The organism is Lentzea sp. NPDC020367 (assembly GCF_044387305.1).
GTDB lineage: Bacteria > Actinomycetota > Actinomycetes > Mycobacteriales > Pseudonocardiaceae > Lentzea.
Genome location: NZ_JBIRVV010000003.1, coordinates 122,174 through 136,704 on the forward strand (window position 1 = coordinate 122,174; position 14,531 = coordinate 136,704).

At 68.3% G+C, this 14,531-nt stretch carries 16 protein-coding genes and 2 riboswitches; of the genes, 4 read left to right on the top strand and 12 right to left on the bottom strand.

The window, feature by feature from the left end; translation table 11 throughout:
• Positions 1-16 precede the first annotated feature (16 nt).
• Positions 17-412, top strand: coding sequence for an adenosylmethionine decarboxylase (speD, locus tag ACH413_RS12875; RefSeq protein ID WP_319977204.1), 396 nt, complete (start codon positions 17-19; stop codon positions 410-412).
• 29 nt (positions 413-441) lie between these two features.
• Positions 442-1,257: a spermidine synthase gene (locus ACH413_RS12880; RefSeq protein WP_360041748.1), complete on the top strand. Its 816-nt coding sequence runs from the start codon at positions 442-444 to the stop codon at positions 1,255-1,257.
• 76 nt (positions 1,258-1,333) lie between these two features.
• On the opposite strand, the gene ACH413_RS12885 is transcribed toward ACH413_RS12880, so the two are convergent.
• The 4 genes from ACH413_RS12885 to ACH413_RS12900 all read right to left on the bottom strand — a co-directional run bounded on the left by ACH413_RS12885 (position 1,334) and on the right by ACH413_RS12900 (position 6,003).
• Positions 1,334-1,573: a hypothetical protein gene (locus tag ACH413_RS12885; protein WP_360041384.1), complete on the bottom strand. Its 240-nt coding sequence runs from the start codon at positions 1,571-1,573 to the stop codon at positions 1,334-1,336.
• A 71-nt stretch (positions 1,574-1,644) separates the two neighbouring features.
• Positions 1,645-3,693: a prolyl oligopeptidase family serine peptidase gene (locus tag ACH413_RS12890; protein ID WP_360041387.1), complete on the bottom strand. Its 2,049-nt coding sequence runs from the start codon at positions 3,691-3,693 to the stop codon at positions 1,645-1,647.
• A 316-nt stretch (positions 3,694-4,009) separates the two neighbouring features.
• Positions 4,010-4,780 carry a DUF1295 domain-containing protein gene (locus ACH413_RS12895; protein WP_360041390.1) on the bottom strand — a complete coding sequence of 257 codons (771 nt, stop codon included), beginning with the start codon at positions 4,778-4,780 and terminating at the stop codon, positions 4,010-4,012.
• Positions 4,777-6,003, bottom strand: a complete 1,227-nt coding sequence (locus tag ACH413_RS12900) for a cyclopropane-fatty-acyl-phospholipid synthase family protein (protein ID WP_360041751.1) — start codon at positions 6,001-6,003, stop codon at positions 4,777-4,779. Before ACH413_RS12900 ends, ACH413_RS12895 begins: the two co-directional genes overlap by 4 nt.
• 154 nt (positions 6,004-6,157) lie before the next feature.
• Here ACH413_RS12900 and ACH413_RS12905 point away from each other — a divergent pair, with 154 nt between their 5' ends.
• A complete protein-coding gene (locus tag ACH413_RS12905) occupies positions 6,158-6,835 on the top strand; it encodes a hypothetical protein (RefSeq protein WP_360041393.1) in 678 nt (225 codons plus the stop codon).
• A gap of 166 nt (positions 6,836-7,001) precedes the next feature.
• On the opposite strand, the gene glyA is transcribed toward ACH413_RS12905, so the two are convergent.
• The 8 genes from glyA to ACH413_RS12945 form a co-directional block, all read right to left on the bottom strand.
• The gene (glyA, locus tag ACH413_RS12910; protein ID WP_360041396.1) at positions 7,002-8,267 is read right to left on the bottom strand and encodes a serine hydroxymethyltransferase; all 1,266 of its coding nucleotides are present in this window, start codon (positions 8,265-8,267) and stop codon (positions 7,002-7,004) included.
• A gap of 13 nt (positions 8,268-8,280) precedes the next feature.
• Positions 8,281-9,375 carry a glycine cleavage system aminomethyltransferase GcvT gene (gene gcvT / locus ACH413_RS12915; RefSeq protein WP_360041399.1) on the bottom strand — a complete coding sequence of 365 codons (1,095 nt, stop codon included), beginning with the start codon at positions 9,373-9,375 and terminating at the stop codon, positions 8,281-8,283.
• A 96-nt stretch (positions 9,376-9,471) separates the two neighbouring features.
• A riboswitch (glycine riboswitch) is annotated at positions 9,472-9,563 on the bottom strand.
• Positions 9,564-9,654, bottom strand: a riboswitch (glycine riboswitch).
• Positions 9,655-9,699: 45 nt separating this feature from the next.
• A complete protein-coding gene (locus tag ACH413_RS12920; RefSeq protein WP_093597120.1) occupies positions 9,700-10,002 on the bottom strand; it encodes a DUF3817 domain-containing protein in 303 nt (100 codons plus the stop codon).
• Positions 10,003-10,016: 14 nt separating this feature from the next.
• Entirely contained in the window at positions 10,017-10,385 is a 369-nt protein-coding gene (locus tag ACH413_RS12925; RefSeq protein WP_360041402.1) for a hypothetical protein, read from the bottom strand.
• 172 nt (positions 10,386-10,557) lie between these two features.
• Entirely contained in the window at positions 10,558-11,049 is a 492-nt protein-coding gene (locus tag ACH413_RS12930; RefSeq protein ID WP_090012227.1) for a transcriptional regulator, read from the bottom strand.
• A 164-nt stretch (positions 11,050-11,213) separates the two neighbouring features.
• Entirely contained in the window at positions 11,214-11,393 is a 180-nt protein-coding gene (locus ACH413_RS12935; RefSeq protein WP_030476968.1) for a hypothetical protein, read from the bottom strand.
• A gap of 336 nt (positions 11,394-11,729) precedes the next feature.
• Complete coding sequence (locus tag ACH413_RS12940) at positions 11,730-12,854, bottom strand: CaiB/BaiF CoA-transferase family protein (protein WP_360041407.1); 1,125 nt, start codon at positions 12,852-12,854, stop codon at positions 11,730-11,732.
• Positions 12,851-13,987 carry an acyl-CoA dehydrogenase family protein gene (locus ACH413_RS12945; protein ID WP_360041410.1) on the bottom strand — a complete coding sequence of 379 codons (1,137 nt, stop codon included), beginning with the start codon at positions 13,985-13,987 and terminating at the stop codon, positions 12,851-12,853. Before ACH413_RS12945 ends, ACH413_RS12940 begins: the two co-directional genes overlap by 4 nt.
• Positions 13,988-14,093: 106 nt before the next feature.
• Between ACH413_RS12945 and ACH413_RS12950 the strand changes: the two genes are divergently transcribed.
• On the top strand, positions 14,094-14,528 hold the full coding sequence (locus ACH413_RS12950) for a GNAT family N-acetyltransferase (protein ID WP_360041413.1): 435 nt from the start codon (positions 14,094-14,096) through the stop codon (positions 14,526-14,528).
• Positions 14,529-14,531: the final 3 nt, after the last annotated feature.

Sequence of the window (14,531 nt, forward strand, 5' to 3'; positions counted from 1 at the left end):
TAGTTTGGAGTGATTGATGTCCGAAGCGCCCTGTCAGACCGAGGAGACCGTCGGTTTGTTCGCGGGACAGCACGTACTTGCAGAGCTCTCGGGTGTGAGCGCGGATCTGCTCGACGACGAGCAGTTCCTGCGGCACGCCCTTGGTGAGGTTCTCACGCAGGCCGACGCAACCGTGCTGGAGGTGATCTCCAAGAAGTTCGATCCTCAAGGAGTCACCGTGCTGGCCCTGCTGTCGGAATCCCATGCGTCGATCCACACTTATCCCGAAGTGGGTTCGGTGTTCGTCGACGTGTTCACCTGCGGTACCCGTGCGAAACCGGCGCTGGCCGTCCAACTACTCGCTGACGCTCTGGGCGCTGCTCATGTGAGCACGGACCTCGTCACTCGTGGCGTCAAGGAGCATGTCGCGTGAACACGATCAACGAGCCGCTCGCCGATGGCATGACCCGCCACTGGCAGGTGGACGAGGTGCTGGTCGACACCAAGACCGACTTCCAGCACCTGGTGATCGCCCGCACGGCGCAGGGTCTGTCGCTGTTCTGCGACAACGACCGCCAGTCGACGGAGTTCAGCCAGCTGACCTACCACGAGGCCCTGATGGTGCCGGCGCTGCTGCTGGCCGACACCGTCGAGCGCGTGCTGGTCATCGGCTCCTCCGAGGGTGTCGTGTGCCAGATGGCCGTGCAGCACGGAGCGACGGTCGTCGACCACATCGACATCGACGAGCAGGCCGTGAAGCTGTGCGCGGAGCACCTGCCGTACGGGTACTCGCTTTCGGAGCTGGCCGCCGCGGAGAAGGGTGACGGCCCGATCCGCGTGCAGTACATCGACGGGTTCGAGTACATCCGCACGACGTCGGAGAAGTACGACATCGTGCTGGTGGACCTGCCCGACGAGCGCGAGGAGGAGGCGCAGCACAACCGCCTGTACGGCGCGGACTTCCTGCGCATGTGCAAGGCGCTGCTGCGTCCCGGCGGCGTCGTCGTCAACCAGTCCGGCTGCCAGACGATGTGGCGCAACACCACCCTGATCCGCTCCTGGCAGCGGTTCAACGAGGTGTTCGACACCGTCGCCTACTACGGCTCCGACGAGCACGAGTGGGCGTACCTGTTCGGCCGCGCGGACGTCGTCGAGGACCCGACCGCGCTGATGGTCGAGCGGTTGAAGACGGCCGGGTACGAGCCGGAGTCGATCGACGACCTGGCGCTGGTGGGCAACAGCATTCCGCCCTACCGGGTGCGGCAGTCGCTGGCCTGATCGGTTTCAGATTGCGGAGAGGGGCGCTTCCCGTTGCGGGAGGCGCCCCTTTCGCTGTTCGTCAGGCGGCTGGCACCTAGTCAGGATCGGGTGGCTGCCGGACGTACTCGACCGGCGTGCTGGAGAAGTCGCGGTTCCACCAGACCCACAGTCGGCCACACCCAGGACAGTCGATCACCTGCCTGCTGACGCCCACCACGTCCGACAGTTCTTCGACGATGTCGTTGTCGAACTCGCCGTGCGAGAACATGAGCAGACCATGGTCGGGATCGTCGTCCCGAGTGATCGTGCCGCACTTGCACCTGAACTTCGCCACGTTTCTTCCCCCCACGGAAGTCCGCCGTCACCGATGGCGGTTCGTCCTGTGGAGGATAGGACCCGGTGGTCTCAGGCGAGTGACTGCTTGAGGAAGTCGACCTGCAGGAGGAGCAGGTTCTCCGCCACCTGTTCCTGCGGGGTCATGTGGGTGACGCCGGAGAGCGGCAGCACGGTGTGTGGACGGCCGGCGGCCAGCAGGGCGTTGGACAGGCGCAGGGTGTGGGCCGCCACCACGTTGTCGTCCGCCAGGCCGTGGATGATCATCAGCGGGCGGGAGAGCTTGTCCGCGTCGGCGATGAGCGAGTTCGCGTCGTAGATCTCCGGCTTGTCGTCCGGGTGGCCCAGGTAGCGCTCGGTGTAGTGGGTGTCGTAGAGGCGCCAGTCGGTCACCGGGGCGCCGGCGATGCCCGCGTGGAAGACGTCCGGGCGGCGCAGGACCGCCAGGGCGCTCAGGTAGCCGCCGTAGGACCAGCCTCGGATCGCCACTCGCGTGAGGTCGAGGTCCGGTTCGATCGCGGCGGCCGCGTGGAGGGCGTCCACCTGGTCTTCGAGGGTGGCGCCGGCGAAGTCGAACGCGATCGCGCGTTCCCAGGCGAGGCCCCGGCCCGGGGTGCCGCGGCCGTCGGCGACGATGACCGCGAAGCCCTGGTCCGCCAGCCACTGCGAGGCCAGGAAGGCGTTCTGGGCCGAGATGACGCGCTGGGCGTGCGGGCCACCGTACGGGTCCATCAGCACCGGGAGCTTGGTGCCGGGGACGTGGCCTGTGGGCAGCAACAGGGCGGCGCGGAGGTCGCGTTCGCCGAGGGTCAGCATGCGCGGGGACGCCTTGAGGACCGGGGTGTCCGCCCACGACTCGATCACGTGGTCGCCGACGCGCACCCGTGCGCCGAAGGTGTCCAAAGTGGCCGAAACGAAGACAACCGTGTCACCGCCCCGAACCGCGGAGTGCACACCGTCCTCAGAGGACAGTTGCTCGACGGTCTCGCCGACGGAGTAGACGTGCACCTGCGTCGGGTCGTCCGCCGAGGCGGTGACCAGGATCGAGTCGTCGGCGATGTCGAGCACCCGGCGCACCTGGAGGCCGGAGGTCAGGACGTCGTCGCCCACTCGGAGCGCGTACTCGTCGCCCTCCTCCACGATCCGCACGAGGCGACCGTCCGGCGTCCAGGCCGGAGCGCCGTCGGTGACCTCGAGCCACGTCGGGTCGGTCTCGACCGCGAGCTCGGTGACGGCACCGGTGTCGGGGGCCAGCGTGTAGATCGTGCGGGTGCGCTGGTCACGGGTCTGCGTGGTGATCAGCGGGGCGCCGCCGGACGACCAGTGCACGTCGTTGAGGTAGTCGAAGTCGAGCAGGACCGGCACGAAGGTGCTGTCCAGCGACACGACGTGCAGCGACACGGCGGCGTTGGTCGTGCCGGCCGCCGGGTAGGCGATCTCGGTGGCCGCGGTGGCGGGGTTCGCCGGGTCGGCGATGTACCAGCGCTGCACCTCGGCGTTGTTCACGCGCGCGACGATGAGGCGGTCGCCGTTCGGCTCCCACCAGTAGCCGCGATAGCGCGACATCTCCTCGGCCGCGATGAACTCGGCCAGGCCGAACGTCACGTCCTCGCCGTCCGGCTCGGCGACGGCGTAGTCCTCGCCCGAGGACAGCTCGACCATCCGCAGGGTGCCGTGCGTGACGTACGCCACGCGCCGCCCCGTCGGGTCCACGCGCGGGTCGATGACGCCACCCCGCGTAGGCAGCTCACGGACGGCACCGTCCGTCAGGTCGGCCACGTACAGGCGACCGGACAGCGCGAACGAGGCCACCGAGGCGTCCCGGGAGAGGGCGTAGCCGACGATGCCCGCGCCGGACTCACGCGTGCGCTCGCGGCGTGCCTTCTCCTCGGCGGGCAGGTCCTCCGGATCGGACAGCAGCGTCGCCGGGTCGGCGAGCAGCCGTTCGACGCCGGTGGACGTGTTCAGCTCCCAGAGCCCGTTCGCACGGCTTGTGGCCGTGGCCGGGCGGAGGAAGAAGACACGTCCGCCGTCCGCCGACACCGCGAAGGTCCTCGGTGCGCCGACGGTGAACCGCTGGGTGCGCGCCTGTTGGCGCGGGAAGGAGATGTCGTTGCCCACCCGCCAACACTAACCCGCGCACGCGTACCGCACGGGTGCTGTGACGTGCACTGCCTGGCGCGATACAGACCGGGAGGGGGTTGCGAGCGCCACCGCTGGGCGTGCGCTGCGGGCCGGTGGCACGAGGTTGGTAGTGCGCACGCGACGCTCGGGCTCAGCGGCGCGCGACGCGGGCGCACAGCACGGACGAACGCCGCGCCCAGCCTGCCGACCGGTCACGAGACCGCGACACAACCCGAGGCAAGGCACGAACGAGCCGCCGAACCGCGGGCTCCGCAGGCGCAAGCGCGCGACCGCGGAGCCCGCGAAAACGCGCCTAGCCCACCTTGCTCTTGGGAGGCAACGGAACGAAGCCGCTGGTGCGCCGCACGTACTCGGCGTAACCGGGACGGCGCGACACGATGTCCTTCTCCAGCAACGGTTTGCCGGTGCCCTTGGCCAGGAGCAGCGTCATGATCACCGGGCCGATGATCGTGAGCGCGGCGAGCCACGAATGCAGTGCGAACAGGTAGAGGCCCCACCACACGACAGCGTCACCGAAGTAGTTCGGATGCCTTGTGTAGCGCCACAATCCGCGGTCCATCACGGCGCCCTTGTTAGCCGGGTCCGCACGGAACCGGGAGAGCTGCCAGTCACCCACGGCCTCGAAGACGAAGCCGACCAACCACACGCCAGTGCCCAGCCAATCTAGCACTCCGAAAGGGGCCGAAAGGTGCTGTGCGGCCTGGATCGGCAGCGAGACGATCCACATCAGCACGGCCTGGGTCAGGTAGACGCGGTACATCCGCAGGCGCGGGTTTCCCTTGGCACGCCTCAAGATGTCCTGGTAACGCGGGTCCTCGTCCTTGCCCCGGTTGCGCGAGTGGATGTGCACGCCCAGGCGTACGCCCCACACCACGGTGAGGAGGGCGACCACCCACTGCCGAGTTGGTTCGCCCTCCGCGAACAGGAGCGTGATCACCGCGATCACGGCGAACCCGGGGCCCCACACGGAGTCGATCAGGTCGTAGCGCTTGCGGGAGTCCGCGTACAGGAACAGGCCGCTGAGCAGCAGCAGAACGGCCAGGAAGCTGATCAGGAAGCTCATCGGGCCACCAGCTCACGACGGACGCGCGGCATGCCGCTGCGGCCGTTCTCGCTCCTGCGCACCGCCAGGATCTGGTCCACGCCCATCCGGCCCTCCTCGAACGTCAGCGCGCCGCCCGCGAGGTACAGCCGCCAGACCCGCGCCTGTCCTTCACCGACCAGCGCGACGACCTCGTCCCACCGCTCTTCGAGAGTCTCCGCCCACGCCCGCACGGTCCAAACGTAGTGCTCGCGCAACGCGTGCACATCTCGGATCTCCAGGCCGGCTCCCTCGAGGAAGCCGGTGGTCGCGCTGACCGGGCGCATGTGCATGTCCGGCGCGACGTACGACTCGATGAACGCCCCGCCGCCGGGCGCGTTGTGGCCGCGCGACATCTGCTGCAGCAGCAGGCGTCCCTCCGGCTTGAGCAACCGGTGCAGCGTCGCGGCGTACTCGGGGTAGTTGCTCTCGCCGACGTGCTCGCCCATCTCGATCGTGGAGATCGCGTCGAACGGTTCGCCGCTCACCTCGCGGTAGTCCTGCAACCGCACCTCGACGCGACCGGTCAGTCCCTCGGCCTCGATTCGACCAAGGATGTGTGCGCGTTGCTGCGCGGAGATCGTCACGCCGGTCGCGTGCACGCCGTAGTGCTTCGCGGCGTGGATGATCATCGAACCCCACCCGCAGCCGACGTCGAGCAGGCGCATGCCCGGCCGCAGGTCGAGCTTGCGGCACACGAGGTCCAGCTTGTTGTGCTGCGCCTGCGCGACCGACTCGTCCTCGGACGTGAAGTACGCGCACGAGTAGGCCATGCTCGGATCGAGCACGAGCTGGTAGAAGTCGTTGCTCAGATCGTAGTGATGCGAAATGGCATCGCGGTCACGGCTCTTCGTGTGCAGCGCGCCCCGCAGCCGTGCCTCCTCCTTCGGCGCATCCGGATTGCGTCCCAGCACTTTCAGTTGCAATGCGAGTTTCGCGACCTCCGAAAGACGCGGCCGCCGGGTCACTCCCCGCCGGACGAGCCCCCAGATCTGCGAGAGACCGGTCGCGAGATCACCCTCCACATCGAGCTCCCCGCTCACGTACGCGCGCGCGAGCCCCAGCTCGTTCGGACTCCACACGAGCCTCCGCAACGCGTCGCGGGACCGGATCACGAGCACCGTGCCGTCCTGCGGCCCGGCCACACTTCCGTCCCAGGCTCGAAATCCGATTGGCAACGGCGCACCCAGCACCCGTTCGGCCATTCCCGCCAGCTGACCTGCGACGACCACCCTGCACCTCCTGCATGACCTGACTCCCCCCGACGTTCGAGACAGGACGAGGTTCGGTTCGTTTCTGAACCGAGACGCAACCCCGCCCGTATGGCCTCGATAGAGCGAACGGATGGACGAGGAGGACATGAGTGTGATCCGACGTAACCGCATTGCCATCGGGCTCGCCGCGGGACTGGCAGTTGTGCTGGGTCTGGGTGTCTGGAGCGCCACTGGCAGTGGCACGAACTCCAAGCCGGTGGCACAAACCGAAACCGATCTGGGCGTCCTCGGTGACTACGGCGACGTGGGTCAGCCCCCGGTACTCCAGGAGCCCGCGCAGGCCCCCGAAGCCCCAGTTCAGCAGCAGGCCCCGGAAGTTCCGGCCGCGCAGCCCCCGGCTGCACAGCCCCCCGCAGCAGCCCCCGTCAGCACGTTGAGGCTGGTCGGCAAGAGCGTGGACAAGATGGGTCAGGTCGTCCAGGACGGCGACGGCCGCACCCTTTACCGCTTCGACAAGGACGTCCCGAAGCCGGAAGGCAAGTCCAACTGCAACGACCAGTGCGCCGTGACGTGGCCGCCGCTGTTCGCGGACACGATCCCGCAGCTGGAAGGCGTCGACTCCAAGCTGGTCTCGCTGATCACCCGCGCTGACGGCAAGAAGCAGGTCGCCATCGACGGCTGGGGTCTCTACACGTACTCGAAGGACCCGGCGCCGGGCAAGTGGGCCGGCCAGGGCATCGGCGGCACGTGGTTCGTGATCCAGCCCAACGGCAAGCGCAACGTCGAGTGCCTCCCGCCTGGTGTGACGGCTCCGGCTGCGTAACCCCACAGCATCCCGTTAGGACGGTCCATCTGAGACACACATCACCCTGACACGGTGAAACCCCGGCCCTGGGGAAGGGGCCGGGGTTCCCGTCGTTTCGCTCCAGGGTCACGAAAGCCGAAGGGGCGCCACCGGATCTCCGGTGGCGCCCCTTCGGTTTCTCAGCTCAGAGCGTGGAGTACAGCGGGTGCTTCGCCGCCAGCACCTCGACGCGCGCACGCAGTTCGTCGATCGCCGCGCCCGGCTTCAGTGCCTCCGCGATCACGTCGGCGACCTCGGTGAAGTCCACCTCGCCGAACCCGCGGGTGGCCAGCGCGGGCGTACCGATCCGCAGACCGGACGTCACCATCGGCGGACGCGGGTCGTTCGGAACGGCGTTGCGGTTGACCGTGATGCCGATCTGGTGCAGCACGTCCTCGGCCTGCTTGCCGTCGAGCTCGGAGTTGACCAGGTCGACGAGGACCAGGTGCACGTCGGTGCCCCCGGTCAGCACCTTCACGCCGGCCGCGGCGACGTCCGCCTGCGACAGACGCTCGGCCAGGATCCGCGAACCCTCCAGCGTGCGACGCTGACGGTCGGCGAACTCCGGCGAGGCGGCGTGCTTGAACGCCACGGCCTTCGCCGCGATGACGTGCTCCAGCGGACCGCCCTGCTGGCCGGGGAACACCGCCGAGTTGATCTTCTTCGCGATGTCGGCGTCGTTCGACAGGATCACGCCACCACGGGGACCGCCGAGGGTCTTGTGCGTCGTGGTCGTCGTGACGTGCGCGTGCGGCACGGGCGACGGGTGCAGGTCGGCGGCGACGAGGCCGGCGAAGTGCGCCATGTCGACCATCAGGTAGGCCTCGACCGAGTCCGCGATGCGGCGGAACTCGGCGAAGTCCAGCTGGCGCGGGTAGGCGGACCAGCCGGCCACGATCAGCTTCGGGCGGTGCTCGGTCGCCAGGCGCTCGACCTCGGCCATGTCGACGCGGCCGTCGGAGTCCGCGACGTGGTACGGCACGACGTTGTAGAGCTTGCCGGAGAAGTTGATGCGCATGCCGTGCGTCAGGTGGCCGCCGTGCGCGAGGTCCAGGCCCAGGATCGTGTCGCCGGGCTGGAGCAGCGCGAACATCGCGGCCGCGTTGGCCTGCGCGCCCGAGTGCGGCTGGACGTTCGCGAAGCCCGCGCCGAAGAGCGACTTGATGCGCTCGATGGCGAGCCGCTCGACGACGTCCACGTGCTCGCAGCCGCCGTAGTAGCGGCGGCCGGGGTACCCCTCGGCGTACTTGTTCGTGAGGACGGAGCCCTGGGCCTGCAACACCGACACGGGCGTGAAGTTCTCCGAGGCGATCATCTCGAGAGTGCCCTGCTGGCGCGCCAACTCGGCCGCAACGGCTTCGGCGACCTCGGGGTCGTACTCCGCGAGGGAAGCGTTGAACTGGTCGGACATCTGGAGAATCTCCCTACTTGGCGCGCTTGTAGAACGGAAGTGCGACGACCTCGACCGGCTGCTTCTTGCCGCGGACGTCGACCAGCAGTGGGGTGCCGGGCTCGGCACTGGCCCGTGACACGTAGGCCATGGCGACGGAGTAGCCGAGGGTCGGGGACAGCGCGCCCGACGTCACCTCGCCCACGACCTCGTCGCCGTTGAGCACCGCGTAACCGTGGCGCGGGGCACGGCGTTCGGGCGTCTTCAGTCCGACCAGGACCGAGTCCACCCCGGACTCGGCGACCTTGGCCAGCGCGTCGCGGCCCACGAAGTCGCCGGGCTTGTCGAGCTTCACGACACGGCCCAGGTTCGCGTTGTACGGCGTCAGCGACGTCGTGAGCTCGTTGCCGTACAAGGGCATTCCGGCTTCGAGGCGCAACGTGTCGCGGCAGCCGAGACCGCACGGCTTGAGCTCGTGCGCCTCGCCCGCGGACAGCAGCGCGGCCCAGACGGCCGGCGCGTCGGCGGGTGCGACGAAGAGCTCGAAGCCCTCCTCGCCCGTGTAACCCGTGCGCGCGAGCAACGCGTCGACTCCGGCCACGGTGGAAGGGTACGAGGCGTAGTACTTGACTGACGCCAGGTCCGTCTCGGTCAGGCCGGAGAGGATCTCAACGGACTTCGGGCCCTGGATCGCGATCAACGCGTAGTCGGTCGACTTGTCGGTGACGACGGTGTCGAACCCGGCTGCGCGCTCGACCAGGGCCTCAGCCACGACGGCGGCGTTGGAGGCGTTCGCGACGACCATGAACTCCTGGTCGCCCAGGCGGTACACGATCAGGTCGTCGAGCACGCCGCCGTCGGCCTGGGTGATCATCGTGTAGCGGGCCTTGCCGACGGCCAGCGCGGAGATGTGCCCGACCAGCGCGTAGTCGAGGGCCTCGCCCGCCTGCGGTCCGGTCAGGACGATCTCACCCATGTGCGTGAGGTCGAACAGGCCAGCGGTGGTGCGCACGGCGTGGTGCTCGGCGAGTTCGGACGAGTAGCGCAGCGGCATCCGCCAGCCCGCGAAGTCGGTGAACATCGCGCCGAGCTGCTCGTGCTCGGCGTTCAGAGGCGTGAGGCGGGACATCAGAACGCTCCTCCAGGGTGCGCCGAAGAGCCGGACGCGGCCGGCTGAGGCATCAGAAGAATGACACGATCCATCGGAGACTCCTCACTAGAGCGAGCCTCCCCCTCTGTCATGAGCCTGAGAGCTTCACCACCGAAGTGGCTTGCACCGTGGGCGAGGCTGCCGAGCAGCCTGCTTTCCAGAGTTGCCTTCGTCGCGCGGTACCTGTGCCTGAGAGATTCCGGGGAGGGATTGCTCCTTCGGCGCCCCTGCTGGAGGGGTCTCTTCCGCGCGACATCGACGGCCGTGTTCAGTTGGTAGCCCCAGACGCTAGCAGGCCAAACGTCACAGCGGCACGCCCTGCGCCGTCTTCTCGACCACCTTGCGCTCCGCCCAGAAGGACAGGAACGGGACCGTGCCGGCGAGCAGCACCAGCAGGGTGCCCTTGATCGACCAGCGCAGCTTCAGCGCCAGGTCGACGGAAATCACCAGGTAGATGGCGTAGAGGAAGCCGTGGATCGGGCCGACGACCTTCATCGCGCCGCCCATGTCCGCGGCGTACTTGAGCACCATGGCCACGACCAGGAGCAGCAGGAAGACTCCGACCACGTAAGCCATGACCCTGAACCGGGTCAACGCACCCTTCATCTGCCCGCCTTCGCTCAACGACCGTCCCGCGCGTTGAGGTTCGCGAGCATGCGGTTGTAGGCCGCGAGCTCCGCGTCTTCTTCGTCGTCGAACTGCTCGACAGGCGCGGGTTTGACGGCGACAACGGTAGCCATCGGCTCCAGAGCAGGCGCAACCGGATCCTCGTCACGGCGCTGACGTGCCAGCCGACGGAACCGCCACACCATGAAGAGAGGGAAGAGGCCGAAGAGCGGCCACTGGAGCACGTACCCGAGGTTCTGGAACGTGCCGCTGGCGGACTCGAAGCGCTGCCACTGCCACCAGGCGAGTCCGCAACAGGCGACCAGCGCCGCCAGACAGGCGAACGCGATCAGCACACGTTGGGGAGTAAGGAGGCCGCGCACGACCTCCACACTACTTGGGTGGGTCTCCGGAAGGAGACCGCCCCGTGGGGTGTGAGGGCCTCGGCCCTCAGCGGAAAAACGGCGAACGAACGTTGGCGAGCGCGCCCCGCACGAGCGCGCGTGCCCGTTCAACGAATGGATACAGGGCTGCCGCCTCCGACAGCCCGGTCCACTACGCCACGCCGTCCCGGCGCTGCCTCTGCAGACGAGCAACGCACCAGGCCGCGGCGGAGCCACGACGAAGGTGCTGGAGAACCGTCATCGGTCCCAGGCGCCTCCCGAGATCGGCAGGAGACAGGCCGGCCGCGCGGTAGTCGAGCGCGCGCTGGTCCAACGGGCTGATGCCCGCGTCCCACCACTGCTCGGCCTCGGCGACGTCGCCCACCAGCTGCCAGTAGCTCGCCGCGGCGGCGAGCAGTGCCTCGGGTGCCTCCGGCGCCCGCTTGCGCATCGCGGCCACGTAGGCCGGATCCGCCGAGTCGACCTTGACCAAGCCACGCGACCCACTCCTGCCTCCCCGCTGCACGGGGATGCCTGGCGCCGAGGGGGGAGCCTCCGCGAGCCACGCGTTCTTGATCCGGTTCACCTCCTGCATCTCTGCGTCATCAGACCGTTCAGCCGCCCACTGCTGCAACAGCTCGTGGACCCCGGAGTCCTCGACCATATGTGCCTCCTCGTCGGTCGGGGATCGGCCATTGCAGCGGAAGGTATTCGGTAGGTCTGACAATCGCCAGACCCTGAATCCCCAGAACACCCGTTACCAGTGCGTGATTGGCCTCATTCCACCCATCCGGCTCAACGCAGACGGCCGAAGATCACCCAACGTCACTAGCTGAGCGGGGTGGCCGTGCCGAAGAGGCTCCTGATGAAGGTGATGATCGACTCCGCGCCCTGACGCAGCCAGCCGAGAACCTGCTGCACCGCCGAGGCGGACTGCTCGGGCTGGGTGATCAGGAGGAACAGCACCAGCGCGACGCCCGCCAGCACTAGCACCTTCTTGAGGTTCACAGGTACCTCTCCGTCCGTGTGGTTCACCGGTCAGGCGGCGGACCGCCCGTGTCACCCGTCATGGTCCCTCATTCACCCTTGCGATGAACAACGACCACGCCCAACTCGTCCCAGGATCTACCTGGGACGCACGCCTGCGTGACGGCCAATGTCACCCGAATGGCGGCTAAAGAGGGGCCTCAACAGCGCCGATGTCCTGGGCACGAGGTGAACACGGACTCCCTCGCATCCCACAGCTTGGAAGAGAGACTGTTGCACCGGGGCTCACCCGGATGCCGAACTCACCCCATCACGCACCGTCACGCCTTCGTGGCGCTATTAATGCGCGTCCGAGCATTATCCAATTACTCCAGACCGCCGCAGTTCCATAATTCGATCGGCCGCCACACCCATGTCGGCAAGCACTTCCCCGGTGTTCGTTCCGGGCGAAACAGGAGCCGTGGGAACCGCCGCGGGAGTGCGGTCGAACCGGGGCGCCGGAGCCGGGTGCGGCGAGCCCGACACGTCCACGAAAGTGTCGCGGGCTGCGTTGTACGGGTGATGCGCCGCCTCGGCAGGAGTCAGCACCGGAGCCAGGCACGCGTCCGTGTCCCGCGCCAGGTCAGCCCACTCGTCCCGCGGCCGGGTCTTCACCGCCGCCGCGATGCGCTCCCGCAGCTCAGGCCAGTTCGCCGGATCGTTGCGCGAGGGCGCGTCCTCCAGGCCCAGCACGCGCACCAGGTCGGCGTAGAACTTCTCCTCCAGCGCGCCGATGGCCACGTACCGCCCGTCGGCGGCCTCGTAGACGTCGTAGAACGGCACTCCACCGTCGAGCATGTTCTCGCCACGCCCGCCCGACCACATGCCCGCGGACCGCATCCCGTGCAGGAACGTCGTCAGCAGCGCCGCCCCGTCGACCATCGCGGTGTCCACGACCTGGCCGCGTCCGGAGCGCTCCCGTTCATACAGTGCGGCGAGCACGCCCAGAGCCAGCAGCAGCCCTCCCCCGCCGAAGTCGCCCAGGAGGTTGATGGGGAACGACGGCGGCCCTCCTGCCCGTCCCAGCGGCTCCAGCGCACCCGCGACGGCGATGTAGTTGATGTCGTGGCCGGCGCGGTCGGCGAGCGGCCCGTCCTGGCCCCAGCCGGTCATGCGTCCATATACAAGGCGCGGGTTGCGGGCCAGGCACTGCGCGGGGCCGATGCCCAGCCGTTCGGTCACGCCCGGCCGGAAGCCCTCGATCAGCACGTCCGAGCGCTCGACCAGTCCGAGAACCAGTTCGGCACCCTCCGGCTTGCGCGTGTCGACGGCGATCGAGCGCCGGTTGCGGCCGAGGAAGTCGCCGGGGATCGTCTGCACGCTCCCCGGCTTGTGCACCTGGATCACGTCGGCACCGAGGTCCGCCAGCACCATCGCACCGAACGGCGCGGGCGCGAGGCCGGCGAGCTCGATGACGCGCAGCCCTGCGAGAGGGCCGGTCACAAGGACCTCGCGATGATTTCCTTCATGATCTCGTTCGTCCCGCCGTAGATCCGCTGCACGCGTGCGTCGGACCAGGCGCGTGCGATCGGGTACTCGTTCATGTAGCCGTAGCCGCCGAACAGCTGCACGCACTCGTCGACGACCTTGCTCAACCGGTCGCTGGCCCACCACTTCGCCATCGCCGCGGTCGGCACGTCCAGTTCGCCCTTCAGGTGCTTCTCGATGCACTCGTCGATGAACGCCCTGGTCACGGCCGCCTCGGTGGCGCACTCGGCGAGCTTGAACCGGGTGTTCTGGAACTTGATCAGCTCCTTGCCGAACGCCTTGCGGTCCTTCACGTACTTCAGCGTGACGTCCACGGCGGCCTCGATGCCCGCGATGCAGCAGACGCCGATGATCAGGCGTTCCTGCGGCAACTGGTGCATCAGCTGGATGAACCCGAGGCCCTCCTGCTCACCGAGGAGGTTGGTCGCGGGCACGCGGACGTCGTCGAAGAACAGCTCGGCGGTGTCCTGGCCCTTCATGCCGACCTTGTCGAGCACGCGGCCGCGCCGGATGTCGTTCTCCACGACGAGCAGCGAGATGCCCTGCGCGCCCTGGGCCGGGTCGGTCTTGGCGACGACGATGACCAGGTCGGCCTGCAGGCCGTTGGTGATGAACGTCTTCGAGCCGTTGATGACGTACTCGTCGCCGTCCCTGATGGCCTTCGTCCGGATGCCCTGGAGGTCGGAGCCCGCACCGGGTTCGGTCATCGCGATCGCGCCGACGTACTCACCGGACGCGAGCTTGGGCAGCCAGCGCTGCTTCTGCTCCTCGGAGCCGTAGGAGTTGAGGTAGTGCGCCACGATGCCGCTGTGCACGCTGTTGCCCCACGAGCTGTCACCGGCCCGTGCCTGCTCTTCCAGCAACACGGCCTCATGGGCGAACGTGCCGCCACCGCCGCCGTACTCCTCGGGGATGCTGAGGCACAGCAGCCCGAGCTCACCGGCCTTGCGCCACAGGTCGCGGTCGACCTGCTTCTGCTCGGCGAAGCGTTCCTGGTGCGGCACGACCTCCTTCTCCATGAACGTGCGGGCGAGCTGGCGCAACTGGTCCAGGTCGCTGTCCATCCACCGCGATCGACGCTCTGCCATGCGGTCCACGAAACCACCGGGCGGTGATCCACGCCATGACCGCCGCGCCTGCGCGGACCCGAAAAACTGAGCGAAATTCCCACCCCGGTCGTCCAGACTGCCTCGTATGCAGATCCACCAGGTCATGCCGGACGAGTGGGAGCTCTGGCGTGACACCCGTCTGGAGGCGCTGGCCAGCGACCCCGAGGAGTTCGGCTCCACCCTGGCGCGCGAGCAGGCGTACACCGAGAACGAGTGGCGTGACCGCGCGGCCGAGGGCCTGAAGCTCGTGGCGCTCGACGGCCGTCCCGTCGCCCTGGTCGCCGCCACCGCGAAGCCGGAGGGGCTCTACCTCTACTCGATGTGGGTCCGCGACTCCCACCGAGGCCGTGGCGTGGGCGAGGCGCTGGTCAGGACGGTGCAGAAGTGGGCAGCCGAGGAGGGCTGGAAGATCGTGCGACTGCAGGTGTACGACCACAACCTGCCTGCTCGCCGCCTCTACGAACGCCTGGGCTTCGTCGACACCGAAGAACCGGAGCACATGGAGTTCCGGGTGAGCTAATCG